This window comes from Pseudoalteromonas sp. CR1 (assembly GCF_019392235.1).
In the GTDB taxonomy this organism is placed as follows: domain Bacteria; phylum Pseudomonadota; class Gammaproteobacteria; order Enterobacterales; family Alteromonadaceae; genus Pseudoalteromonas.
Genome location: NZ_JAHXRM010000020.1, coordinates 1 through 25,748, shown reverse-complemented (window position 1 = coordinate 25,748; position 25,748 = coordinate 1). Strand labels below are relative to the sequence as shown.

The 25,748-nt window shown below is 39.7% G+C and carries 23 protein-coding genes, 4 tRNA genes and 1 pseudogene; 14 read left to right on the top strand and 14 right to left on the bottom strand.

Annotated features, from left to right (window positions below; all coding sequences use genetic code 11):
- Position 1: 1 nt before the first annotated feature.
- The 10 genes from KZZ04_RS15870 to KZZ04_RS15825 form a co-directional block, all read right to left on the bottom strand.
- Entirely contained in the window at positions 2–1,855 is a 1,854-nt protein-coding gene (locus KZZ04_RS15870) for a diguanylate cyclase (protein ID WP_219423150.1), read from the bottom strand.
- The gene (locus tag KZZ04_RS15865) at positions 1,855–2,640 is read right to left on the bottom strand and encodes a TatD family hydrolase (protein ID WP_219423149.1); all 786 of its coding nucleotides are present in this window, start codon (positions 2,638–2,640) and stop codon (positions 1,855–1,857) included. The genes KZZ04_RS15870 and KZZ04_RS15865 overlap by 1 nt, the downstream gene beginning before the upstream one ends.
- On the bottom strand, positions 2,640–3,143 hold the full coding sequence (locus tag KZZ04_RS15860) for a hypothetical protein (RefSeq protein WP_058404699.1): 504 nt from the start codon (positions 3,141–3,143) through the stop codon (positions 2,640–2,642). Before KZZ04_RS15860 ends, KZZ04_RS15865 begins: the two co-directional genes overlap by 1 nt.
- A gap of 1 nt (position 3,144) precedes the next feature.
- Entirely contained in the window at positions 3,145–3,885 is a 741-nt protein-coding gene (gene tatC / locus KZZ04_RS15855; protein WP_219423148.1) for a twin-arginine translocase subunit TatC, read from the bottom strand.
- A 48-nt stretch (positions 3,886–3,933) separates the two neighbouring features.
- Entirely contained in the window at positions 3,934–4,266 is a 333-nt protein-coding gene (gene tatB, locus KZZ04_RS15850; protein WP_058404698.1) for a Sec-independent protein translocase protein TatB, read from the bottom strand.
- A gap of 5 nt (positions 4,267–4,271) precedes the next feature.
- Positions 4,272–4,511, bottom strand: coding sequence for a Sec-independent protein translocase subunit TatA (gene tatA, locus KZZ04_RS15845; RefSeq protein ID WP_058552747.1), 240 nt, complete (start codon positions 4,509–4,511; stop codon positions 4,272–4,274).
- An 80-nt stretch (positions 4,512–4,591) separates the two neighbouring features.
- Positions 4,592–6,193: a ubiquinone biosynthesis regulatory protein kinase UbiB gene (gene ubiB / locus KZZ04_RS15840; RefSeq protein ID WP_219423147.1), complete on the bottom strand. Its 1,602-nt coding sequence runs from the start codon at positions 6,191–6,193 to the stop codon at positions 4,592–4,594.
- Between the two features lie 9 nt (positions 6,194–6,202).
- Positions 6,203–6,877 carry an SCP2 domain-containing protein gene (locus tag KZZ04_RS15835; RefSeq protein WP_219423146.1) on the bottom strand — a complete coding sequence of 225 codons (675 nt, stop codon included), beginning with the start codon at positions 6,875–6,877 and terminating at the stop codon, positions 6,203–6,205.
- An 11-nt stretch (positions 6,878–6,888) separates the two neighbouring features.
- Positions 6,889–7,644, bottom strand: a complete 756-nt coding sequence (gene ubiE / locus KZZ04_RS15830) for a bifunctional demethylmenaquinone methyltransferase/2-methoxy-6-polyprenyl-1,4-benzoquinol methylase UbiE (RefSeq protein ID WP_058404694.1) — start codon at positions 7,642–7,644, stop codon at positions 6,889–6,891.
- 83 nt (positions 7,645–7,727) lie between these two features.
- The gene (locus KZZ04_RS15825) at positions 7,728–8,714 is read right to left on the bottom strand and encodes a GGDEF domain-containing protein (protein WP_058404719.1); all 987 of its coding nucleotides are present in this window, start codon (positions 8,712–8,714) and stop codon (positions 7,728–7,730) included.
- A gap of 487 nt (positions 8,715–9,201) precedes the next feature.
- Between KZZ04_RS15825 and KZZ04_RS15820 the strand changes: the two genes are divergently transcribed.
- The 5 genes from KZZ04_RS15820 (at position 9,202) to KZZ04_RS15800 (ending at position 16,026) form a co-directional block, all read left to right on the top strand.
- A complete protein-coding gene (locus tag KZZ04_RS15820) occupies positions 9,202–10,983 on the top strand; it encodes a DUF885 family protein (RefSeq protein WP_219423145.1) in 1,782 nt (593 codons plus the stop codon).
- A gap of 88 nt (positions 10,984–11,071) precedes the next feature.
- Positions 11,072–12,553: an FMN-binding glutamate synthase family protein gene (locus KZZ04_RS15815; RefSeq protein ID WP_219423144.1), complete on the top strand. Its 1,482-nt coding sequence runs from the start codon at positions 11,072–11,074 to the stop codon at positions 12,551–12,553.
- 71 nt (positions 12,554–12,624) lie between these two features.
- A complete protein-coding gene (locus tag KZZ04_RS15810) occupies positions 12,625–13,767 on the top strand; it encodes a methionine aminotransferase (protein ID WP_219423143.1) in 1,143 nt (380 codons plus the stop codon).
- Positions 13,755–14,528, top strand: a complete 774-nt coding sequence (locus KZZ04_RS15805; RefSeq protein ID WP_058404690.1) for an amidohydrolase — start codon at positions 13,755–13,757, stop codon at positions 14,526–14,528. The genes KZZ04_RS15810 and KZZ04_RS15805 overlap by 13 nt, the downstream gene beginning before the upstream one ends.
- A gap of 76 nt (positions 14,529–14,604) precedes the next feature.
- Positions 14,605–16,026: a mannose-1-phosphate guanylyltransferase/mannose-6-phosphate isomerase gene (locus tag KZZ04_RS15800; RefSeq protein ID WP_138531013.1), complete on the top strand. Its 1,422-nt coding sequence runs from the start codon at positions 14,605–14,607 to the stop codon at positions 16,024–16,026.
- Positions 16,027–16,043: 17 nt separating this feature from the next.
- On the opposite strand, the gene KZZ04_RS15795 is transcribed toward KZZ04_RS15800, so the two are convergent.
- The 3 genes from KZZ04_RS15795 to KZZ04_RS15785 all read right to left on the bottom strand — a co-directional run bounded on the left by KZZ04_RS15795 (position 16,044) and on the right by KZZ04_RS15785 (position 19,543).
- Positions 16,044–18,200, bottom strand: coding sequence for an ATP-binding protein (locus KZZ04_RS15795; protein WP_058404688.1), 2,157 nt, complete (start codon positions 18,198–18,200; stop codon positions 16,044–16,046).
- Positions 18,201–18,318: 118 nt separating this feature from the next.
- Entirely contained in the window at positions 18,319–18,975 is a 657-nt protein-coding gene (locus KZZ04_RS15790; RefSeq protein ID WP_008132268.1) for a response regulator transcription factor, read from the bottom strand.
- A 196-nt stretch (positions 18,976–19,171) separates the two neighbouring features.
- Positions 19,172–19,543, bottom strand: coding sequence for a histidine triad nucleotide-binding protein (locus KZZ04_RS15785; RefSeq protein ID WP_058404687.1), 372 nt, complete (start codon positions 19,541–19,543; stop codon positions 19,172–19,174).
- A gap of 92 nt (positions 19,544–19,635) precedes the next feature.
- On the opposite strand from KZZ04_RS15785, the gene KZZ04_RS15780 reads away from it, so the two are divergent.
- Positions 19,636–20,238 carry a DUF2057 domain-containing protein gene (locus KZZ04_RS15780; RefSeq protein ID WP_058404686.1) on the top strand — a complete coding sequence of 201 codons (603 nt, stop codon included), beginning with the start codon at positions 19,636–19,638 and terminating at the stop codon, positions 20,236–20,238.
- Positions 20,239–20,306: 68 nt separating this feature from the next.
- Here the strand turns inward: KZZ04_RS15780 and KZZ04_RS15775 are convergent, their stop codons facing one another.
- Positions 20,307–22,148 carry a M1 family metallopeptidase gene (locus tag KZZ04_RS15775; protein ID WP_219423142.1) on the bottom strand — a complete coding sequence of 614 codons (1,842 nt, stop codon included), beginning with the start codon at positions 22,146–22,148 and terminating at the stop codon, positions 20,307–20,309.
- A gap of 142 nt (positions 22,149–22,290) precedes the next feature.
- Between KZZ04_RS15775 and murB the strand changes: the two genes are divergently transcribed.
- The 8 genes and pseudogenes from murB to KZZ04_RS15735 form a co-directional block, all read left to right on the top strand.
- Positions 22,291–23,301, top strand: coding sequence for a UDP-N-acetylmuramate dehydrogenase (gene murB / locus KZZ04_RS15770; protein WP_058404718.1), 1,011 nt, complete (start codon positions 22,291–22,293; stop codon positions 23,299–23,301).
- Entirely contained in the window at positions 23,298–24,302 is a 1,005-nt protein-coding gene (birA, locus tag KZZ04_RS15765) for a bifunctional biotin--[acetyl-CoA-carboxylase] ligase/biotin operon repressor BirA (RefSeq protein WP_058404684.1), read from the top strand. The genes murB and birA overlap by 4 nt, the downstream gene beginning before the upstream one ends.
- Entirely contained in the window at positions 24,299–25,009 is a 711-nt protein-coding gene (locus tag KZZ04_RS15760; RefSeq protein WP_058404683.1) for a type III pantothenate kinase, read from the top strand. The genes birA and KZZ04_RS15760 overlap by 4 nt, the downstream gene beginning before the upstream one ends.
- Positions 25,010–25,135: 126 nt before the next feature.
- A tRNA-Thr gene (locus KZZ04_RS15755) sits at positions 25,136–25,211 on the top strand.
- A 40-nt stretch (positions 25,212–25,251) separates the two neighbouring features.
- A tRNA-Tyr gene (locus KZZ04_RS15750) sits at positions 25,252–25,336 on the top strand.
- Between the two features lie 45 nt (positions 25,337–25,381).
- Positions 25,382–25,456: transfer RNA gene (locus KZZ04_RS15745), tRNA-Gly, on the top strand.
- 11 nt (positions 25,457–25,467) lie between these two features.
- A tRNA-Thr gene (locus KZZ04_RS15740) sits at positions 25,468–25,543 on the top strand.
- Between the two features lie 128 nt (positions 25,544–25,671).
- Positions 25,672–25,748, top strand: a pseudogene (locus tag KZZ04_RS15735) (elongation factor Tu); the annotation flags it as partial.

Sequence of the window (25,748 nt, the reverse complement as noted above, 5' to 3'; positions counted from 1 at the left end):
CCTATTGTAGGTTTTCAAAATTGACAACTTTATTACGGCCATGTTGTTTAGCGCTATAAAGTGCTTTATCTGCGCGTTCAGTAAATAATTCAGGGGTGTTTATATCATCAGCAATAAAGGTATAAACACCAGCACTAATGGTAAATTTAATTTCAGCACCCGCAACAATAACTGGGTTTTGATAAATATCTAATCGTATTTGCTCTGCTATATCAAAGGCGCCTTGGTTTGCGGTGTTTGGTAGTAAAATTACAAACTCCTCGCCGCCATAGCGAGCGACTTCATCCAGTGGGCGTTTTAAAAAGTGTTTAATAATGCCAGCAGTCGCTTTAATCACGTTATCGCCACTTAAGTGTCCGTAGGTATCGTTGATTGCTTTAAAGTGATCAATATCAATCATAATAATACTTAGCGGTGTTTGCTCTCTGCGTGAACGACGAAGCTCCATTACTAACTTCTTATCAAAAAATCGACGGTTTTTAGCGCCTGTTAACGCATCTTCTGTATTCAGTTGTTCAAGTTCTCTGTTTTTTTCTTCAAGCTCTCTAAGTGTTACTTGTAGTTCAAATGTGCGTTCGTCTACTTGCGATTCAAGCTCGTATTGCGCTTCTTCTTGCAATGCGAGCCGCTCTTTTAAGAGTGTATCTTGCGCCGTATTCTCTGCTATCAAGGTTTGTTGTTCGATTATCTGCTCATCTCGTTCAGTTATGAATTGCTTCATAACCGCGTAACATAAGCAAAAGGTACAACCAAAAAAGAATACAGATATAATGATCAAACCCATTGTTTCGAAGGTGTACCACCCCATTACGGTTATAACAAAATAAACCGCTACTGCATTAAAAAAGCCCAAAGCTAGTAATAAGGCATTTTTAGATTTTGAAGGGTGGGCGCGAGTAGATAAGTAGGTTGTTAAAAGATACAAACTCAAAACAATAGGGGTTATTATTAGGCAATATGCAGTGATTAACCAGTCAGGAAGTAGCCAAATAAATAATAGAGATACCGCGAGCAATTTTGTTATTAACTTTTGCACACGTGCTATTTTGCAAGTGTTTAGCTTGCACATTTGTAGCTGTAAAGGGAAAAACAACAACGCGATTAAAATAAGTAATATTGGCATTATTACTTGTTGAATTGCAGGAATACTCGGGTGTAAATAACGAAAGCCAAACCCGCCTAAATACGCTAAAAAAAGGCCTAGCGTAAAAGTAATCGCTCCCGCTAGTGCAAAATAACGCTTACGAGAAAATCCATACAAAAATAAACAGCTTAATGCTAGTGCTGCCAAAAAGCCGACCATTAATCCATAAACTAAGTTGAAGCCTTCTTTTTTAGTTAAATAAATATCTTGTTGCCATAAACTAATCGGAATACGTAAACCTGATGGATTGCTCACCTTAAGAATAACCCGAGTTGTGGAGCTTGCTGGAAGCGTCAGTTTAGCTAACAAAAACTCACTTTTTATGGGACGTTCATTAAGTGAGAATGAATCACCCAGCCTAATTTCTGACAATATCTGTGCATTATTTAAGTGAAAAAGCTGAACTTCATTTAAAAATGGATTGTCTATTAAAACTAATGGACTAAAGCGACTATTTAACGTGTTATTTATTTCAAATGAGATCCAAACAGGGCGACTTTCTAGGCCAAAGTTTAAAAGTTTTTGATTAACCGAATGCCATTTTTTAGGCTCAAGTTTTAAAGCCGCCTCTACTGATGAAGGCTCAAAAGAATACGTGATATTTTTAACAGAGTAGGACGAAAAATCAGAGTTTATTGTTACCGTAGAAGCAACACCTGAAAAAGTATAAAACAGTATAAACAGGTAAATAGCAGCCTTTAAACTGTTCATTAACGAGCTTCTAAACCAAAAACAGTATAAAAGTTATCTGTTGTTTGCTTAGCAATAACATGAGGCTCAAGTTGGTAAAGTTCAGCAATTGTTTGGCAAATATAGGGCAGCAATGAAGGCTCGTTTTTGCGAGACTTCGGTTTAGGTTTAACTGTTCGTGGAATTAAAAAAGGCGCGTCAGTTTCAATAAGTAGGCGATTTAAGGGAATACTTGGGATTAAAGATTGCAGTGCTTGTCCGCGCCTTTCATCACAAACCCACCCAGTGATACCAATGTATAAGCCTAATGCTAAATAGCGCTTTAATGCGTTTTCATCCCCTGTAAAGCAGTGGAGTATGCCACGTACATTAAACTCGCTAAGAATATTGATCATGTCATGACTCGCATCACGTTCATGCAAATAAACCGGTAAATTTAACTGTTCGGCTAGCGCAAGTTGGCGCCTAAATACGCTGCGTTGAATATCTCGAGGGGAAAAATCACGATTATAATCAAGCCCGCATTCACCAATCGCAATGACCTGAGGCTGATTGGCAAGCAATGTTAACTGGCTCTCTAGTGAGTGAGTTGCTGTTTTGGCATCGTGTGGATGAATACCAGCGGTCGAAAAAAGTTGATAGGTTTTAGCTAACGCTGAAGATTGTTCACTCGATGAAAGGTCGCAACCAATAAGCAGCATTTTTTCAACACCCGCGCTTTTAGCGCGGGTGATGACATCCAGATGCTCATCATCAAACTGGTGGTTTGTTAAGTTAACGCCAGCATCAACCAGTCTGTAAGACATTACTTGGTTCGTTTAACGCGAATAGAACGGTTTTGACCATCTTTACTAAGTAAAAATGAATTAAATACCCCGCGGGTAATGGTTACAGCATCAGACGCTTTTAAGCGTATGCTATCAGAACCAATTTGACGCCATTTTTGGTTATTATTTAATGTAATAATGAGTTCACCATAAAGGGCTTTTTCAACTGATGTTATCGTTGCTTTAATTTCACTTTCTTTATTTTTTTTATCTTGTTTATGTTCTAGGCCAAAGTCATCTTTTGGCGCATCAACCACCGCTACAGCAGGAGTACTTGTTGAAGTGCTTGGGGCAGTAAGCTTTTGAGTCACTGTTGGTTTTGTAAGTGGTTTTCCTGCCATTGTATTGTCGTAACATAATAGACGGTTAAAATCATTTTCGATAAAGCTACATGCTTTCAGTGCTTGTGTATTAATGTCTGACTGCGCAGAAAATGCAGGTGCGCTTAATATAACCAGTAGTGAGAGTATTTGTTTTTTCATTTTATTCCTCAACTTCTTCTTGTGGTTTAGCGGTGTAAAATTTCGCTAAAATTAAACCTAATTCAAACAAAAGTAGCATAGGGAAGGCTAAAAGTGTTTGTGATAAAACGTCGGGCGGTGTTAAAAACATCGCCACTACAAAAACGCCCACCACAATGTAGGGGCGCTTTTCTTTTAAACTCGTAGTTGTGGTTGCCCCACTCCAGCATAACAGCATAATCGCAACCGGGATTTCAAATGCCACACCAAACGCAAAAAATAGTTTTAATACAAATCCTAAGTAACTACTTATATCTGGCGCGAGAGTCAACATTTCAGGACCTGTATTGGTAAAAAAGCCTAAAATAATGGGTAGCACTACAAAATAGCAAAATGCGATACCGCCATAAAATAGTAAAATGCTTGAAGCAAGAATTGGCATCAGCATTTTCTTTTCGTGTTGGTATAACCCCGGAGCTATAAACCCCCAAATTTGATGCAATATCCAGGGTATAGAGGCAAATAAAGCGACAAATAATGTCAGTTTAAATGGGGCGAAAAAGGGAGCAGTTACATCGGTTGCAATCATGGTTGCAGTGCTTGGTAAATGAGACACTAACGGCTGCGCAACAAACGTATAGATATCATTTGCAAAATACACAATTGCAATAAAAATAACTAATATACTCAACAGTGACTTTATAAGTCTGTCTCGTAGCTCTATTAAATGAGCTACAAATCCCGATTTTACTTCTTCAGCCATTATTCTTCATACCATTTAATAAGTGGACCACATAAAGGTAAATTAAATTCACTTTTTTTCATCAATAATTTGTTCAGGTTTTGATTCTTTTGGCTGTTTTTTATAGCTGTGGGTTACCGATTCTGCAGCTTGCTTTAGCTCACTTAAAGAGCTCTGCAACTCAGGGCTTAAATCTTGCAGGTTCTGCTGTTCAGCTTTTTTTAGATTTTCGTGGAGTTCGTGTACGCGCAGCTCTTCACTGACCTCAGCTTTAACAGAGTTAGCCAGAGATTTTACCGTTTTGATCCAGCGACTAACTGTTCTTATTGCTACGGGTAAACGCTCAGGCCCTAGTACAACTAAGCCTACAATAAAAACAACAACTAGCTCCCACATGCCCATGTTAATTAAACCTTATCACTATCTTTGGTTTTTTCTGTGTCTGTGGCTGCGGTATTTTGCGATTTTTGAATTTGTTCAGGTGTCTCTGTTTCAGTTGGTTTTTCATCCGACATTGCTTTTTTAAACCCTTTTACAGCTCCGCCTAAGTCACCACCCATGCCGCGTAATTTTTTAGTACCAAAAAGAAGTACAATGATTGCCAAAACAATCAATAATTGCCAAATACTAATGCCGCCCAATCCCATGGTTTTCTCCAATTAATAAAAAGATTAAATGTATATTTTAAATACTAATTATACGCTCTAAACTGCAAATAGCACTTTGTTTATGTGTGTCGCCAAGCAGCAATAAAACATGCGATAGAACAGGTTATTGTAAGAGCTACAGCAATGAAATCATGCTGTAAATAACACAATGCTGACACCACCAAAGTAGCACTCCCCAACAAACTAAGCACTAAAGGTTTATGAGATATTGGTTGTGTAGGCACTTGTTTTCGTGCGGGGCGCTTTAGGTTTTGATAAATCAAATCCGGAAGCTCAGGCATTTTTTCTGCCCAAAACGGTAAGTTTGCATACATTTGTTTCAACACAGACAGTGGACCTACTTGTTCCTTTACCCACTGTTCTAAAAAGGGTTTAGCAGTTTTCCATAGATCAAGCTGAGGATAAAGTTGCCTTCCCAGCCCTTCTACATACAGTAAAGTTTTTTGTAGTAATACCAACTGTGGTTGCACCTGCATATTAAAGCGACGCGCAGTGTTAAATAAATTTACCAGCACATGACCAAATGATATTTCAGCAAGGGGCTTATTAAAAATAGGCTCACACACCGTTCTAATAGCAAACTCAAATTCTTCTATACTGGTATCTTCAGGGACCCAACCAGAATCAACATGCAGTTGTGCAACTTGACGATAATCGCGATTAAAAAAGGCGATAAAGTTTTCTGCTAAATAGCGTTTATCTTCTTTACTTAGGGTGCCAACAATGCCGCAATCTATACCAATATATTTAGGGTTCTCGGGGTGCTCGCGAGATACGAAAATATTACCTGGGTGCATGTCAGCATGAAAAAAACTATCTCTGAATACTTGCGTAAAAAAAACTTCTACACCGCGTTCTGCAAGCAATTTCATGTTTGTATTTTGCGCTATTAACGACTCGGTGTCTGACACGGGTATACCGTAAATGCGCTCCATGACTAACACGTTGCTTCGGCTGTAATCGCTATAAACAGTGGGGATGTAAAGCGCATCAGAATCATCAAAATTACGTTTTAATTGAATGCCATTGGCGCCTTCACGCATTAGGTCTAATTCATCAAGCAGTGTTTTTTTATACTCTTTTACTACTTCTACGGGGCGCAAACGTTTTGATTCGTTATGTACATTGGCAAGTACTTGAGCGAGCTTTTCCATTAATGCTAAGTCGGCATTTATTTGTTCATGGATGTTTGGGCGAATTACTTTAATAACTACATCTTGTTCAATATTATTGTCGTCAATAAGCGTTGCAGTATGCACTTGTGCGATTGAGGCGGATGCTAATGGCGTTTGTGAAAATTCACTAAATAGCTCGCTAATATCATTAATCTCAAGTGCATTTTCTATAATTTTTTGTGCTAGTTCGCCTTCAAAAGGCTGAACTTGGTCTTGTAAAAAGGCAAGCTCTTGCGCGATATCGTGAGGAAGTAGATCGCGACGTGTTGACAACATTTGACCAAATTTAATCCATACAGGGCCCAGTTCTTGTAATGCTAAACGTAAGCGCAGCCCGGCAGGTTTTTCTTTATGCTGATTTCGTAACCAAAATAAGCACCCTCTGGCAATTTTTGCAAACCAAGGCGCTTTATTTTTAGGTACTAATTCGTCTAAACCATAGCTAAGTAATGTTTTAGTGATGTAATACAATCGTGAAGAAGACACAAAAAGTCCTTAGCGTGTTATAGCGTTTAATAAAGTGTTTATACGCTGCTCTATAGCGGCAACTTGGCCTTTTAGTTCTCTATTTTGTTGTTTAAATTGTGCAAGTTCTAAAGGGTGAATAGTGACTGCTAATTCGTCTTGAAATAAGCTTGTAAGTGTAGAGCTTAGTTTTGCTGTTACTTTACTTCCTTGATGCTTTAGCGACATTAAATGCATGTAAAGTTGTTGAGCTGGAGCATCGCCGATATACGCTGATAGTTGCTCAGGCCAATCTATGTCTATTTCCGAAAATGCACCGCTATATGCTTGAGCTATATTCAAATCACCTTGTAAATCAAGTTTATCTTGGCGAATTAACTGTGTAAGTATGGCCGGGTTTTTAAGTGCAACAAGCGTGTCGATATCAGCGCTGATCATGCAATCGCTATAATCGCTGTTGTCTGCGGTATAAAGGTGTAATTTTTCGTCAGCAAAAACAAGTTGTATGGTTTGTTGCCAGTCTCTAACTTTAACAAGTAAACGCTTTTGTTTTACTGTAGTTAGCTTGTGGGCAACGTTAGGGTCGAGTTTAAGTGCTTGGTTTAAAATGCGCTCAACAAGCGAAAGTACAAAGTTGGGTAGCATCAAAAAGGATGATATATTTGTATCATCACTGGTTTTTTCAGTTGCTTGATCAAGCGCCATGACTCTGTGCCTTAATATTTAAAACCACGGTGAAGGGCAACAATTCCGCCTGTTAAGTTTTGATACGTTGTTTGTTCAAATCCAGCTTCATTCATCATTGCTTTAAGCGTATCTTGGTCTGGGTGCATACGAATCGACTCTGCTAAATATTGATAAGACTCACTGTCGTTAGCAACTAGCTTGCCCATTGTTGGCAGTAAATTGAACGAGTAAAAGTCATATGCCTTGCTAAGTGCTTCATGTTTTGGCTTAGAAAATTCTAATACTAATAAACGACCACCTGGCTTTAGTATGCGATACATTGAGCGCAGTGCTTTGTCTTTGTCGGTTACATTACGTAAACCGAAGGCAATGGTGATCACATCAAAGCTATTATCTGGAAATGGCAGCATTTCAGCATTCATTTGCACGTAGTCAATATTGCCTACAAGGCCCAAGTTATGAAGCTTTTCACGCCCTACTTTGAGCATAGATGAATTTATATCGCCCAAAACCACTTGGCCAGTTTCACCGACTAGTTGACTAAATTTTGCCGTTAAATCGCCTGTACCACCTGCTAAATCGAGTACATGATGGCCTTTACGAACGCCAGAACTGGCTATAGTTTGACGTTTCCATAAACGGTGTACACCAAAAGACATTAAATCATTCATTACATCGTACTTAGCCGCAACAGAGTGGAATACGTCTGCAACCATTGATGCTTTTTCATTTTCAGCAACGGTTTTGTAGCCAAAGTGCGTGGTCTTTTCAGGGGTTTCGTTCATGATTAATCTCTATCGTGGCAATAAGTACTAGTGTACTTTATTGTGCACCGAAGGTGCAATTTGAATATGATTTATCAGGTGTTTTATTGGCCGGCGGTAAAACTGCTTTGACCAAGTGATCGGGCTTTAAATGCCGCATGAGACGCTTTTTTAGCCAGTTGGTTAAAGTCTTCTTTTTGCTGATGCTGGGCAATACCTAATGATAAATTAATACTAGGCAGTTTTGCACCACTTTTTGAACTTACAAAACGCAGCTTTTCAACGCCCTTACGGACTTTTTCAGCAATGAGAATTGCTGTCTCAGGGTCAATGTCCGCTAGTAAAACAGTGAACTGATCTTTAGCAGTACGCCCTGGTAAACCACTTTGCATCACATACTTTTGAACTTGTTTAGCCACTTTATTTAAAATGACTTCACCAATAACATCGCCAAAGTTATCCACAAAATGGGCTAAGTTATCTATTTGAATGGCAATGGCACAAATTGACTTGGATTGGTTTGTCCAAAGTTCAGTTTGCTGGGTCAAATAATGACGTTTAAATAAACCGGTTTGACTGTCTATAATGTGTTGTTTTCGAAGTTGGGAAAGTTGTTTTTGTGTTCTTTCATGTAGTTTTTTAGCTCTAGCTAGCTCTTGCTTAAACTTTTTATGCTGGGCGAGTAACTCAGCAGTTTGCTTATCAAGTTTATTAAGTGCTTGGCGGCTTTGTTCTATATTATTTTCGTCAAGCGAATGAACACATTCACTCACTTGATCAGCAAAGCGACTGATTTGCTTTTCTGTATTTTGTGCATTGTTAGATAATGAGGTAATAACACCGTCTACGTTTTGAATCATCGACACTTGCGTATTGTGTCCGACGTTTAAAAACTCAAAGTAAAGCTGCTCTATTAATACACCATCAATGTTTTCATCGGTAGAAATAGCGCGATCTAATGTTTTATTTAATTTTAGATTTGCTTGGCTAACATAGGTGTATACAACTTGAAAATTCAGGGGCGTTGGCGGCAATGCATAACGTTCTAAGAACAAACACACTTGAGTCATTTTCTCTTGAGCAATAGCCATGGAATCATGGAACATCATTATTTAATACCAACTAAGTACGCATCAATGCTTAATTTATAATTTCATTCCATGAGTCGATTGTGCGTCCGAGCTTTTTTATTATTTTTTTACTACAGTAATCGTTATAACTGCTATTAAAAAGCAAAAATAGGGCCAAGGGAACTTAAATTTTACTTTAGTCGCTTAATAGCTGCTTTTCTCATCAATTAGGCTTGTTTTTAACTCATTTAATATGATTTATCGTTTAATAAATATTTTAAACGGTACTTTTAGGGCTGATTTTTATTTAGACACTCACCTTACAGTTGTGTTTTTAGTATAAAAATAAGATACGTACTATAAGCAGTGTTTAGAGTTTAAAGAGCTCTTTTATCAAGTAAGTTTTAAACCTAAAAGGCACTCTCAGCAACGATGCTTATCTCATTTACTTGCTATTTACTGAGTCTGCGATAGTTTTGTGAAATTCATTATCTGACTAAACTTTATTATGACGAATCATTTATTACTCAAGCCAATACGCAATACGCTCATCAGCATGACGTTTTTATGTACTTTAAGTGCCTGTCAAACCACAAACCATAACGTCGATAGTCAATTTACAGCGATAGCTAACAGTATTGTAGATTACCGACAAACTACGAGTCCTTATGCTAACACTGAGGGCGTTAATGGTTATTTGTTGGCTAATTTATCGCCCGAGTTTTTAGCTCAACAATACAATAAAAAAATTCAATTTTTGGGTGAGTTAGATGCAATTAATACAAATAAATTAAATGCTGAAAACCAAATAAACTTCAACATTATTCGGGCGCAGGTACAAAACAGTGTTGACGAATATGTATTTAATACTCATTACATGCCGTTAACTTCTGAGTACGGTTTTCATTCTGGCTTATCGTATATTGTAAACAGTAGCCAATACAAAACACTGCAAGATTATCAAACTTATTTAGCGCGTTTGGCTCAGGTTCCTCGCTTTTTTGAACAAAACATTTATTGGATGAAAAAAGGTCTTCAAACAGGCCTTACGCAACCTAAAGCGGTGCTTGAAGGGTACGAAGAGTCAATATTGGCTTATATAGTTGATGATGTTACAACATCTGAGTTTTACAAACCTTTTTTAAAAAATAGAGCAGCTTTGTCAGAGAGTGAATTTAAATCGCTTCAACAACAGGCTCAGTTGGTAATTAAAGATAAAGTAATTAAATCGTATAAAAATTATTTAGCTTTTTTTACACAGGAATACCGCCCCGGTGCGCGAACTACCATAGGGATTTCAAATACGTCAAACGGCGAGTCGTTTTATAAAAATAGAGCAAAATATTACACCACTACCGAAATGATCCCTAAAGAGATACATGCTCTTGGTTTGCAGGAAGTAGCCCGCATTCGCGGCGAAATGGAAGCAATTATAAAAGAAGTAGAATTTGAGGGAACATTTGCAGAGTTCATCCACTTTTTACGAACCGATCCACAATTTTATGCAACTACACCAGATCAACTACTTAAAGAAGCAGCATACATAGCTAAAAAAATGGACGCGCAACTACCAAAGCTGTTTCATACGCTACCCCGTAAACCATATGGTGTTGCGCCTGTACCTGCGAGCATCGCACCTAAATACACAACGGGTCGATACTCTGGGTCAAATAGGGATGATGAGGCAGGGTATTATTGGGTAAACACGTACGCACTTGATAAGCGCCCACTGTATGTATTAGAAGCGTTGACTTTACACGAGGCAGTACCTGGCCATCATCTACAAATATCATTGAATGCAGAGCTAGAAACCCTGCCAAGCTATCGTCGAGATGCGTATTTATCGGCATTTGGTGAAGGCTGGGGGCTTTACTCTGAGTATTTAGGCATTGAAGCCGGTTTTTACCAAAGCCCATATAGCCGATTTGGCCGTTTAACTTACGAAATGTGGCGAGCGGCTCGCTTAGTGGTTGATACTGGTATGCATATGTATGGCTGGAGTAGAGAGCGTGCTATGCAGTTTATGAGCGAAAATACGGCGTTGTCGTTACACAATGTGAAAACCGAAACCGATCGCTATATAACTTGGCCTGGCCAAGCGCTGTCGTACAAAATTGGTGAGCTCACAATTAAACATTTACGTAAAGAAGCTGAGCAAGCACTTGGGCAAAATTTCGATATTAGGGAGTTTCACCATCAGGTATTACGCCATGGCTCTGTTCCTTTATCAGTTTTAGAGGCGCAAGTACGTTTGTATATTAATGAAGAGCTAGCCAAACAGAAGAGTTAACCTACAGATGGTTAATTCTTGAATGCATAAAAGTGTTATGTCATGTTGGGCATAGCACTTTTTTATTTTTACAGCAGCGAACCCTACAATGAATAATTTTATAATGTTTAGTATTGATGTATTTGCGAGTCTATTTATTGTTTTTTTAGGTTTGCTGGTTTTAATTGTCGTTATTTTTTATATCCGCGATGTTACACAAACAAAGCATGCAATTAGACGAAATTACCCGGTAATTGGGCGCTTTAGGTACTTTTTTGAACGCCAAGGTGAGTTTTTCAGACAATACTTTTTTGCCCTTGATAGAGAAGAAATGCCTTTTAATCGGGCCGAACGTAGTTGGGTTTACCGTGCTGCAAAAAACGTAGACCGTACTGCGGCATTTGGATCTACACAAAGCTTGGAGGCCACAGGTACGGTCATGTTTATGAACTGCGCCTTCCCTACGCTTGATGAAGAAGCGCTTGCGCCAAGTGAAGTAACGCTTGGGCCCTATTGCCAAACACCTTATTCAACCAATTCGTTATTTAATGTATCGGGAATGAGCTTTGGTGCGCTGTCTAAACCCGCTGTCCGTGCTCTTTCTAAAGGAGCCAAGCTCGCAGGCTGTTGGATGAACACGGGTGAAGGTGGCTTGAGCCCTTATCACCTTGAAGGGGGCGCCGATTTAGTTTTTCAAATTGGTACTGCTAAGTACGGTGTGCGCGATGAAAATGGGCAGCTCAGTATCGAAAAGCTCAAACAGGTTGCAGCACACGAGCAGGTTAAAATGTTTGAGCTTAAAATGAGCCAAGGTGCTAAACCCGGTAAGGGAGGTATGCTTCCTGGGCGTAAAGTGAATGCTGAAATAGCAAAAATACGCGGTATCCCTGAGGGGGAAGATTCTATTAGTCCAAATGGGCACCCTGAAATTAAAAACCCCAGCGATATTCTCGATATGATTGCGACGGTACGAAATACTACAGGTAAACCAACTGGCTTTAAGGCCGTTATTGGTGCGTATGGCTGGTTAGAAACCTTATTTGCTGAAATAAATCAACGTGGTATAGAGTCAGCTCCTGACTTTATTACTATTGACAGTGCCGACGGTGGAACAGGTGCTGCTCCTCAACCCTTAATGGACTCTGTGGGATTACCACTTCGTGAAAGTTTACCGCTAGTAGTTAATATGCTTGAAAAACACGGACTGCGTGATCGCGTTAAAGTCATTGTTTCGGGTAAGCTTATTGTGCCTTCTAAAGTTGCTTGGGCGTTAGCGCTTGGGGCCGATTTTGTTGTATCGGCTCGCGGACATATGTTTGCATTAGGGTGTATTCAAGCAATGCAATGTAACAAAGATTCTTGCCCTACCGGTATTACTACTCATAACGAACGCTTGCAGCGCGGTTTAAACGTTGCTGATAAAGCGCAGCGAGTGGCTAACTACAATAAGTATATTCACTATGGCGCGGGGCTTATTGCTCACTCATGCGGCGTAACAAGTGCACGAGAGCTTAAACGTGAGCATGTACGCATAGTGCAAGAAAGTGGCCTTTCGGAGCCATTAGACAAAATTTACGAAAATTATAAGTAAGTCAAAAATAAACAGACGCAATAGGCGCATGTTTATTATGAGCTGTTTCAAAAATGAAGTAAGGAAAGTGCGTGTTCAATAGTAAATTACCCGACGTTGGCGTAAGTATATTTAGTCAAATGAGCGAGTTGGCGAATCAGTTCTCTGCACTTAATCTTTCGCAGGGCTTTCCGGAATTTGACACTCCAAACTTTTTAAAAAGTCAGATCACTCATTATGTTCAAAACGGTTTTAACCAATACTCCCCTTCAAGTGGTGTGCCTAAATTACAGCAGCAAATTGCAAATTTGGTACAAAATAAATACGCTACAGAGCTTAATGCTGATAAGCAAATAACTATCACATCAGGTGCAACCGAAGCCCTTTTTGTTGCCATTCAAGCAGCTGTACGACCAAACGATGAGGTCATTGTATTTGATCCTGCTTACGACTCCTATAAGCCAGCTATTGAGCTTGCTGGTGGGAGGTCAGTACATATTGCTTTAAATGCGCCAGACTTTACGATTGATTGGCATAAGGTAGAGCAAAAAATCACAAAAAAAACACGCGCTATTATTATAAATACGCCCCACAACCCAAGCGCTAAAATATTTACACATCACGATATTCTAAAGCTTAAAAGATTAGTTGGTACTTACAACCTTTATGTTATTAGCGATGAGGTATATGAGCACATTACCTTTGATGAGCAACTACATTTAAGTGTACTACGCGATCACGAGTTATTAGCTAAAAGTTTTGTTATTTCGAGCTTTGGTAAAACATTTCATTGCACAGGGTGGAAGATGGGTTACTGCATTGCCCCTGATGACTTGTCAGGTGAGTTTAGAAAGATTCATCAATATGTCACCTTTTCTAGCTTTACACCTGCTCAGCATGCATTGGCCGATATGTTAGAACAACAAGGCGATCATGTAGATAGACTTAGTGATTTTTATCAACAAAAGCGTAATTTACTTATACGTCATTTACATGGAAGTCGATTTACAATTTTACCAAGCCAAGGAACCTATTTTTTATTGTTAGATTACAGTGATGTATCTGATTTAAAAGATATTGAATTTTGCCATTGGTTAGTTGAGCAAGCAGGTGTTGCGGCAATACCCTTAAGTGTTTTTTATCAAACGCCCCCGGGTGACAAGGTTATTCGCTTATGTTTTGCAAAAAATGATGAAACCCTAAAAGAGGCAGCCCATATTTTATGTCAACTTTAACGCTCACATTAGTACAAAGCTCTCTTCACTGGCTCGATAAAAGCGCTAATTTAGCGATGTTTGATAAGCAACTAGGTGGGCTAACAGAGAAGCCTGACCTTATTTTATTACCTGAAACGTTTGCCACTGGTTTTGCTATAAACCATGATTGCGCGGAGCCAGAGAATGGCCTAGTGCTTACTTGGTTAAAACAACAAGCAAAAAAACATAATGCAGTGATTGCTGGGTCGGTGCTGGTGGCGCAAAATGATAAAAAAGCCAACCGTTTTTATTGGGTAAAACCATGTGGTGAAGTGACCCATTACGATAAGCGTCATTTATTTCGCTTAGGCAATGAGGGAGATCATGTAATAGCAGGAAATGAGCGAAAAGTTTTTGAAATTAATGGCTTTAAAGTACTGCCTCAAGTTTGCTATGACCTGCGTTTTCCGGTTTTTCAGCGCAATAAAAATGACTACGACATAATGGTTAATGTAGCAAATTGGCCAGCGGTACGACGTCCCGCTTGGGATACATTATTGGCAGCTCGTGCGATAGAAAATTTATGTTATGTGGTAGGGGTTAACCGTGTAGGCGATGATGGTAATGGCGTTGCTCACAATGGTGGTACGGCTGTTTATAACTTTAAAGGAGAGACATTAGCCAAGGCGGGCGATAATATTAAACAATTATTGACAATTACACTTGAAAAAGAGCCTCTAGATGCGTTTAAAACGTCTTTTCCCGCTTATTTAGATGCCGATCCGTTTACGCTAACTTAAGTTATCTTCACTTAGCACTAAAAATATTTAGTGTTAAAATAGACGCTATTACATTGATTGGCGGCTAATTAGCATTATGAATACTTTAATCACTCCTGTTATTTTAGCTGGGGGTATTGGCTCTAGACTGTGGCCTTTGTCGCGCCAAGCCATGCCCAAACAATTTTTACCGCTACTCGATAACCACTATTCGTTATTACAAAGCACTTTAGCGCGAGTGTCAGGTAATCAGTTTGAAAAGCCAATACTGGTTTGTAACGAACAACACCGTTTTATTGCTGCCGAGCAAAGTACAATTATTAACCCGCAAGCGCTTTTACTAGAGCCTCAGGGTAAAAATACGGCGCCTGCCATTGCGTTAGCCGCATGTTACGCACTACAGCAGGGGATTGATGGACCAATGTTAGTGATGCCAGCCGATCATTATATTGAAAATTTTGATGAGCTAACACTTCAGTTAAATGATGCTGTTAAGTTAGCTGAGCAAGGAATGCTAGTTACCTTTTCAATTACACCTACACACGCGCACACAGGGTTTGGGTATATAAAGCAAGGCAGTAAAATTTCAGGCTCAAACTGTTTTGAAGTCGCTGAATTTAAAGAAAAGCCAACCCTAGCAACAGCACAAAAATACCTAGCGGAAGGTGGTTATAGTTGGAATAGCGGCATGTTTTTATTTACGCCACGAGCTTATTTAAATGAGCTTGAACGTTTTGCGCCAAAAATAGCACACAGTGTTCATGCTGCCTCTCAGTTTTCACACGACTTAGGCTTTACAAGGCCAAACATAGAGCCACTTAAAAGCTGCCCAAGTGACTCTATTGATTACGCTATTTTAGAGCGCAGCAACAATGTAGCGGTTATGCCTGTTGCGCTTAAATGGAGTGATGTAGGTAGCTTTAGTGCGCTTGCAAGCCTTACTAAGCAAGATGCGCACGGTAATAACGAAAACCAAAACCATATAGCACAAAACAGTACGAATAATTTTGTTATTAGCGAACACGACCATAGTATCGCAACGCTTGGGGTAAGTGATTTAGCCATTATTCACACCCACGATGCCACACTGGTTGCCGATAAGAATAAGCTCGACGGTTTACCTTTATTACTTAAACAATTAGCACAGGGCCAAAGTGATAAACTCAATCACCATCAGGTTGTGTATCGTCCGTGGGGTAACTACCGCACTTTGGTTGAAGATAGTGGTTTTAAAGTTAAAAAAATAACCGTTAATAGCGGTGCTAAGCTTTCAACACAGCAACATCAGCATCGTGCAGAGCATTGGGTGGTGGTATCGGGAATTGCCAATGTTCGCATTGATGAGCAGTTGCTAACGCTCACCCAAGACCAATCGTGCTACATTGCCGCGAAGCAAGTTCATAGCTTGGCGAATAACCAACAAGTGCCATTAATTGTTATTGAAGTACAAACGGGTGCCATACTTGATGAATCCGACATACAACGGTTTGATGACTTATATGGCAGAGAAGGGCTTTAACGCCTTTTTAATTTACTTTATGAAAGTTGTCCACGGACAAACTTTAAGTATTTTTCAAGGCTGCGTTGCCACAGTTCGAGCGCTTCATTAAGTAGATCGTTATGTGGCTTATTATCAAGTAATCGGCGTTCTATTTTTTTAAGCTCCATGCCATAGCGGTTAAACCCTAATTGTAATGCAGTGCTCGCTTGGCGATGCAAAAGTTTAATGCATTGCTCGGGGTGCTGGTCTATTAACCCTTGGCAGCGAATTAACTTATTTCGAGCAGAAAGTACAAACTCATTATAAATAGACGATACCTCATCCTCACTAAACGAGCTGGCGAGTGTTTCTATAGCCGTTTTATCATAAAGGGTATCAATAAGTTCTACTGCAATATTTGTGGTTTGATTTGATTGAGAGTCGCTTAATGCTTGGCGTAGTTTTTGGTGTTTAATTGGCTTACCAACAATGTCTTTAATGCCCAGCGCTAAATATTCTTTAACTTCATCAGGACTTAAACTGGCAGTAAAAGCAAGTATAGGTGTTCGCTGGTTTTTGTGCTCAACACGCTTTAGGCGCTTAATAACTTCTTGTCCTGTTAAATCAGGTAGGTTCATATCAAGTAAGACTACGTCAAAGTGATATGCTTGCATTAGCTCAATGGCGCTTTTACCGTCTTTAGCGAGCTTAATTTTGTGCTCGTCGTCTGCCATAAACTCAATGGCTATTTTTTGGTTTAGGTCTAAATCTTCAACCAAAAGAACATCAAGCCCTGTTAAGTAGTCTTTTGTTTGATGGCGTTGCTCTACAAGGCTTAACTCACCTAAGGTAAAGGTCGTTATAAAGCTAAACACACTACCAATACCCAGTTCGCTAGAAATCTCAAGGCGACTACCGAGTTTTTCTAATAAGCGGCTTGTAATTGCAAGCCCGAGACCCGTGCCACCTTTTTCTTTACCTGCACTACTTTGTACATAGGGCTCAGTTAAGTATGCAATTTCATCGTTTTCAATACCTGGGCCTGAATCCTTAACACTGACTTTAATGGTGTGTTCTAGCTGCTTTTCTAAAATCAAATCAACCTGAATTTTTACCACACCACGGTCGGTGAACTTTATTGCATTGCCGACTAAGTTAATAATTATTTGTCGTAGCTTTTGTTGGTCGCAGTAGTAACAGGCTTGCTCGGGAACATTACACACAAGCTCAAACTTAAGCTGTTTTTGTTCAGCTAACGGGCTGAGTAACAGGCATAAATTATTTAGCCAGGTTTTAAATTCAATGTCTTCTTCATAAAGGGCTTCATCACTTTGGTCTAAACTTGCATATTCAAGCACTTTATCGACTAGTAAATTTAATGATTCTGCTGAGTTAATAATTGCTTCGCAATAAGCCTTACTGTGTGTATCGCTTGTTTGGTTCATAACCAGTTGCGCGCTACCTAAAATACCATTAAGTGGCGTGCGTATTTCATGGCTAATGGTAGATAAAAATAGTCCGCGTATTTCTAAATCTTTTTGGGCTTTAGCGGCTAACGTATTGAGGTGATGTTCCCGGCGTTCATTACATAGTAGCGCCATGCCTGCAGCATAAAACATCGGTGCAATAGTTCCGTTTAAAAATAGTACGGTACTAAACCAGCTGCTTGAAACGAGATCTTTTTGCTCAATTTCATTCATAAAAATTGAACGTGCAATAAAGGCTAACACCACGAGTGTTAAAATTGTAATGTATACAATACTGCCGTTGGGATAAGGTTTACGAGCGTACTTTATAAATATAAACAGTAAAAACAAGGCCTCTGAAATATGTTGTAAATCGGATGCGATTACACGGCCAGCTAAAGAGGGATCAAAAAAACTATAATAACCAAATACCACTGCACTAAATGCGGTGACTGAACAAAGAAGCTTAAACCCAGGCCCGCGATAATTCAAAAATTGGCTAATAGAAAAACAGTGCACAATAGAGGCTGCAAACATTAAGCTACATGCTGCATTTATAACAATTAAATTATGGGTGTTACTCATAAAAGCAAATGCAATAACTGCACATAGCATTAATACCGGGTAAAAAATATAAAGTAGTGTCCCCGGAATTTGCTTATTTGTTCGCCATGTTAAAATATTCAAAAATATCATAACAACAATAACGGCTATGCTGGCAAAATAAAGAGTGTAGGAATCGAGCATCAGGCTTCCAGCAAAGAAATTTTAAGTTAGAGTAATTAAAATATTTTAAGTTAACAAGTGCTTAGACTAAATACAAAAAAGACACCTAAGTGTCTGTTTTTTAATTTGAACTACGCGTTTAGCGAATTTCGTCTGGTATATTTTGCTGTGCCCAAGATAATAGCTCAATACGGTTACGACACTTAGTCTTTCTAAATGCGCTGTATAGATGAGTTTTTACTGTGTGTGGGCTAATGCTAAGTTCTTCAGCAATTTCTTTATTTTTAGAACCGTTACTCATTAATGAAATAATTGCTTTCTCGCGCTTAGTAAGTTTGACAGGTTCAATATCGCCCTCTGTAAGCTTGTGAAGTGCATCTTTATTAAACTGCAACATGCGATTTAACGCATTACACATGATGTCGCGACGATACCAAAGCTGATCTTCTAATAAGAGTCGAATACCTTTCATTAGCACATCTGCATTGTCGGTCGTATAAAATACACCACGAATCCCGCTGAGTAATGCTCGATTGGCAAGCTCTGGGTTTTCATCTAAGTTAAATAATATGATATCGCACTTAACACGTAGGTTTACTAGTTGTTCTTTTAATTTTCCCCACGCGTCATTGCTAGACGTTTCAATAAAAAGTAAGCGAGTCCCTTCAGGTGTATCCAATATATTAGTACCGGTTGTTACGTCTAGTCCTTGCGTTTTTAGCAATGGCTCTAATACGTTAATACCAATAGTATTAATTGGATCTTTATCTAATAACAAAAAGGCAGAACTGCTCATGTTTTTATACTCTTTTATAAAGCTGACTGATTAAGTTTATCACGATTCCCACACCTTTAGTATTAGAAAACCGCTATCGTACTTAAAAACAAGTACAATTTTATGATTATTTAAACATAAAATGTTGCAAATAAGTAATTGTTTTTTAATTTATAGGAACACACGCTTTTACATAGCATGCAGTAACCGAGCTTAATTAAACGATTTCTTTTTTGTTATCTTGATAAGGAGGCCACCCCATTTGCTTACCGGCAAGCATGTGAAGATGGATATGATAGACGGTTTGACCGCCATGATCGTTGCAGTTCATAACAACACGGTAGCCGTCATCGCTAAAGTTATGTTCTTTTGCAAGCTTCGCGGCCACCACATATAAGTTGCCTACTAAGTGTGCGTTATCATCATTTATATGATTTATGGTAGGAATTGCAATTTTTGGGATAATTAACACATGAAAAGGAGCTTGAGGGTTTATATCTTCAAACGCGAGAGTATTTTCGTCCTCGTAAATTATGCTTGCTGGGATTTCGCGATTAATTATTTTTGTAAATAGTGTCTCTTGGCTCATTGTGTGTTCCTTATCAAGTGGTATGAAATTTAGATTCACTAATGACAAATTTGCAAAGCAGTGTCAAACTCAAATCAACCAAAGGAGTTAATATGCGTAAATCAGTGTTAATGAGCAGTGTAGCTGCATTGCTATTTAGTGTATCGGGTATGGCAGAAAATATTCACTTTCCTGAAGAGTTTGTGCCGTTACAAGTCGGTGAGCGAATAATAGAAAGCTCTTTGTTTAGTCGTGTAGACGATTTAGAGCTAGCGCCGGGTTCGTATCGGCTAAAGCTCAAGTATACCGACTTATACGATGAAGATTACGATATGCATGAGGTGGTCGAGTCAGAGCCTTTTTGGGTTGATATTACGATTGAGGCGGGCACAGATTACACCTTGGTATTTAATCGTGCTGAAAATGCAGTAGCGGCTAAAGTATTTGCTCAATCGCCCATGGTAAGTTTAAAAGCTAAAGGCAGTGCGTTAGCTGCACCATTGAGTGTTGTCTCTAATAACCAACTTGCTAGCGAAGCGCCAGTGAGGACTATGCGAGAATCACCTGCGAGTCCAGAAAAGCCGAGTAGACCGATTAAACCAATTGCACCCATTACAGGAAAAGGCATGCCAAGTGCGACGCAAATGCTCGACTTTTGGTGGCAACAAGCAACAATTGCTGAGCGACAGGCTTTTTTAGCAAAAGTAACAAAATAAGCTGTTTGAGATAAGCATTAAAAAAGGGCCAAATTTGGCCCTTTTTAGTTCCTATTTTACGCTGTTTATTATTCAAATAAAGCGTCAATAGTGCCTTGTGCTAGTGGGTGGTAACCCGGACGTGCTTTTAAGTACACCTTTTGTGCCCACTCTTTTTTACCGTTAGTAATCAGTGATTTGTACAGAGGGACAATTAGCTTACGACGACCAATACCTGATAAATGCTTATCAAGAGCAGGGTAAATCGGTTGGTAACCGTTGCCCACCGCAAGCATATACCATGCAAATGCGCGTTCTGCGTTGGTTGATTGCGTTAAGTTAAACTCACCGTCTAATTCAGTCATTTTTTCAATGCTTAAATCACGTGGTAGGTTATTTAAAAAGTGTAACCACTCATGTACTGTCCAGTTTGCTGTTGGGAGCTGCGCTGCAGTTGTTGCGCCTTGTAACCAAGCTGTGGTTGCAGTATCGACCTTATCGAACGCATCAGAGGTTGGGTTTGGCGCATCGCTTGGTAAACCAGGTTCAAAAATCCACTCGTTCACTTTATCCATACTAACAATACCTGGGTACTTGTTAATTAAATGGGCTTCAATATAGGTAACAAATTGTGCAGTCGTTAACGATTTAAAAGCAAACTCGTCAAAGTAAGTTTTTACGAAAGGGTCAAACTTGTCACGACCAAATTTGTTTTCCAAGTAAATTAAGAATAACTGACCTTTAGTGTAAGGCACTGAGCTAAAGGCATCGTCTGGATCGCGGCCATTAAGCTTTAAGTTAAGACGAGTATCAGGCGCATCAATAGTTTTAAGCTGTGCACGTAACCCTGCGGCATCAAGAGCTTGCTCCATTACTGCACGGTCGCGACCAAATACTTCTTCCATAATGCGGTTTTCAACGTATGAGGTAAAACCTTCGTTTAACCATAAATCTTCCCACGTTGCATTAGTCACTAAGTTACCAGACCAAGAGTGGGCAAGCTCGTGCGCAATTAGATTAACTAAACTTTTATCACCAGCCACTACAGTAGGCGTAATAAACGATAAACGCGGGTTTTCCATGCCACCAAACGGAAAGCTTGGCGGAAGCATGAGTAAGTCGTAACGACCCCATGCATAGTCGCCGTACATGGCATTGGTTTTGTCGATCATGGCTTGCGTGTCGTTAAACTCAGCAACCGAGGCTTCTAAAATTTCTGGCTCAGCAAAAATACCTGTTTGATGAGACATCGCTTTAAACTCTAAGTTACCTGCACCAATAGCAATTAGGTATGGTGAAATAGCTTGCGGCATGTCAAAGTGATAATCGCCATCTTTATAAAGTGCGTCTTTATTATCGGCACTCATAACCGCACGAATATCTTTAGGCGTAGTAATACGCGCAGAATAGGTTACTCGCATTGCCGGTGTATCTTGTACAGGTAACCAGCTACGAGCGTGAATTGCTTGCGATTGGCTATACATAAACGGGTGCGTCTTACTTGCTGTTTGTTCAGGTGTTAACCATTGTAAGTCTGATGCCTCTGGACGGCTGTTATAGTAAATACGCACTACTTTGGCTTGGTTTTTAAACTCAATAGTTAGCTTTGAACCTTTAACATCATCACGGTTTGCTAAAGTGAATTTTGCTTTGTGCCAGCTGCCTGCTTGCGTTTGATACATTACTTTATCGATGTCTAGGTCGCGAGTATCAAGCACTAGCTTTTTGCTTTTGCTGTTATTCCACTGAAGTGTATGCTCAACAAAGCCTTCTAATTGCTTGTCTTTAAAATCGACATCTAAATCAAGGCTTAAGTGAGTTGTAACAACATCGTCAAGATTGGCGTATGAGTTTTGATCAACAGCATTCGCCATTGCTTGCGAACACATGCCCGCCATAGCGAGGCTTAAAAAGAGAGGTTTAATTTTCATAATTACCTTGAACACAAATAAAAAGAGCAGGTTTTATAACACGATTGACAAGGTGGGTTGAGCAATTTTTACAATCTGATGCGTATTTTGCGACGATGAGGTAAACTATTGCGATTAGTTGGCGGTTTATCTTGAGAGCCTTGTGACGCACGCATTACACCCTTTACACACCTTTGCATTACATACCAAATGCCAAAATTTAGTTGAAATTACTGACATTGAGCAGCTATATAAGCAAAGCTTTTCGTCACCTTTCTGTTTGTTGGGGGAGGGGAGTAATACCATTTTTTTAAACGATTACCATGGTACGGTAATTAAAATGGCAACTAAAGGGATTAATATTACCCCCCGTAAAACCGATACCTTAATAAGCGTTGCAGCCGGTGAAAATTGGCATCAATTAGTCAAATTTTTATTGGATAAAAACTTACCAGGGCTTGAAAACTTAGCACTTATACCCGGCACTGTTGGAGCGTCACCGGTGCAAAATATTGGGGCCTACGGGGTTGAACTTTCAAAATTTATAGAGTCAGTCGAATACTTTGACATACACAGCAGAGAACTTGTTTGTTTGACTAACGAGCAATGTAAGTTTGGCTATCGTGATTCTATATTTAAACATGCATTGAAAAATAAAGCGGTTATTACACGTGTATTGCTAGTATTGCCAAAGCAATGGCAGCCTGTGCTGAGTTATGGTCCGTTGCAGCAGCTGAAAAATGTGACTCCGCGTACTGTATTTGAGCACGTTATCCAAACACGTAACAGTAAACTGCCAGATCCATACACGTTACCCAATGCGGGCAGCTTTTTTAAAAACCCAATAATTACCAATCAACAATTAGCAACGCTATTAAAGCAATTCCCTGAATTACCGCACTACGCATTCGGACAAAGCAAGCATAAGGTCGCTGCAGGGTGGTTAATAGATAACGCAAACCTCAAAGGTTATCGGGTTGCGGGCATTGAAGTTCATAGGCAACAAGCATTGGTATTAGTAAATCATGGCGATAGCCACGGCGAAGATCTAATTAGTATAATCAAGCACATTCAACATATTGTGTATTCGCGTTATAGCATACTGCTTGAGCATGAAGTGCGCTTAATAAATACAACTGCCGAATGCTATGTACAAGGAGGCGTTACACAGTGAAAGCACCTGATGGCAATAAACTCGCAATATTAAATGCATTAAATAAACCGGGCTTTGTATCAGGGCAAGCGCTGGGAGAGCAGCTAGGTATTAGCCGTGCGGCTGTGAGTAAGCATATTAATAGCCTACAAGAGATGGGTTTAGATATTTTTAAAGTAACGGGCAAAGGTTATAGCCTAAACAACTACGCTGGGCTTTTAAACCAATCGCAGATACAACAGCATTATAATCAATTAAATAGTCAGTTGAAGTCGCAGTCAGCGAACGTAGAAGTTCATCCTATAATCGACTCAACCAACTCCGAGCTTATGCGGCGTATACAAGCTAAAACAGCGCTTGAGTCGGGGACTATTATAGTGGCCGAAATGCAGCAAGCTGGGCGAGGGCGTCGAGGACGTGTGTGGCAGTCACCGTTTGGTGCAAACCTTTATTACAGTTACTTTTGGCGTTTAGATGATGGTCTGCAGGCAGCTATGGGGGTGTCGATTGCGGTGGGGTTAGCGGTATACGATACAATTAAAGCGCTTTATGACATAGATTTAGAGCTTAAGTGGCCAAACGATATCTACCTAAACAAACAAAAGCTTGCAGGTGTACTTGTTGAACTAGATGGGCAACCGCAAGGACCGTGTCAGCTGGTATTAGGAATTGGTATTAATTTACAAATGCCAGAAAATTTCAGCCAAAATATAGATCAAGCATGGACTGATTTAAGCCAGCATACCCAAAAGCTAGATAAAAATGAGCTGGTGGCATCACTCACTTATCACTTAGAGCATCGGTTAGAACAGTATCGTAAAAGTGGGTTACAAACAATGCATCAGCAATGGAACTCACTGAATGCTTTTGCTGGTGAGTGCGTAGAGCTAAATACAGGCCATAGAAGTTGGCGGGGGATATGCGAAGGAATTGACCCTCAAGGGGGGATTCGTATTCGTCAAGATGGAGATGTAAAAAGCTACTATGGCGGGGAAATATCACTGAGAAAGGCATCGCTATGAGATTACTCATCGATGTAGGTAACACCTCTTTAAAAGCCGTGCTTTGGCACAACGAGCAGGCACAACAAGCCGATTTAAATAATTTACCCTGGCCGCAAATAACAGACGTTGTATACGCGTGTGTAGGGCGAAGTGAATTACTCAATAAAATATTAGCTCAAGCTGCTACGCATCACACTGCATGTTATGAAGCAACGGTAACTAAAACACTTCAAGGGCTTACCTGCGCGTACGAGCAAGTAAACAACTTAGGTATTGATAGATGGCTTGCGCTCATTGCTGGGTTTACATTGCATCCAAATAAAGCGTGCATAGTGGTTGATGCGGGTACGGCCACAACGATTGATGTATTAACCAGTGAAGGACAGCACTTAGGCGGGTGGATTTTACCTGGGCTTGATTTAATGACGTCATCGCTGACGCAAAATACTCAGCGTGTATTTGACGACGAAAATACTCCGTTTGTAAGTCAGTTAGGAAAAAACACCCCTAACGGCTTAAAAAATGGTGCGTTAGTGGCCACCATAGGCGCAGTTGAACAAGCTAAATTACATTTAGGTGCAAAAAATAGCACCCAAACAATGCAAATTGTTTTTGCTGGTGGTTATGGCGCGTTATTACAGCAGCAATTTGAAGGCAGTATTTATGATTCTTTGTTGGTAATGAAAGGTTTAAATTTTTGGCGAAATTTAAGCAAAACGAGCTAAAAATAGAAAAATAAGTAACTTTTGCATGAATATTGAACATTTAAGCAATAAAATCGCATTTTTTTTAATTTTATAGTTGCATCCCAATAAACCTTACTCTAATATCTCGCCCCGTACTAAAGCAGTGCCGACTTAGCTCAGCTGGTAGAGCAACTGACTTGTAATCAGTAGGTCAACCGTTCGACTCGGTTAGTCGGCACCACTTTCCTTTTACCGAAAGTGAATTAGTAGAGAATTATCGTGGAGGGGTTCCCGAGCGGCCAAAGGGATCAGACTGTAAATCTGACGGCTCAGCCTTCGCTGGTTCGAATCCAGCTCCCTCCACCACTTTATTCTTGACGGTTAGAGGTAGATTAAGAACAGATTCCTAACGCGGGCATCGTATAATGGCTATTACCTCAGCCTTCCAAGCTGATGATGCGGGTTCGATTCCCGCTGCCCGCTCCAGTTCTTGTGTTGCTGATATAGCTCAGTTGGTAGAGCGCACCCTTGGTAAGGGTGAGGTCGGCAGTTCGACTCTGCCTATCAGCACCAGTCTTAAGAATCTTCTTGATTACTTCCTTTATCTGTCAGAAAATACTATTTGAAAAAATTAACTTAATCTACCTTCGGTGGATTATTTTCATATGTAATCTAGATACACAAAACTGATAGGTTCCGTCATGGCAAAAGAAAAGTTTGAACGCGTAAAACCGCACGTAAACGTTGGTACAATCGGCCACGTTGACCACGGTAAAAC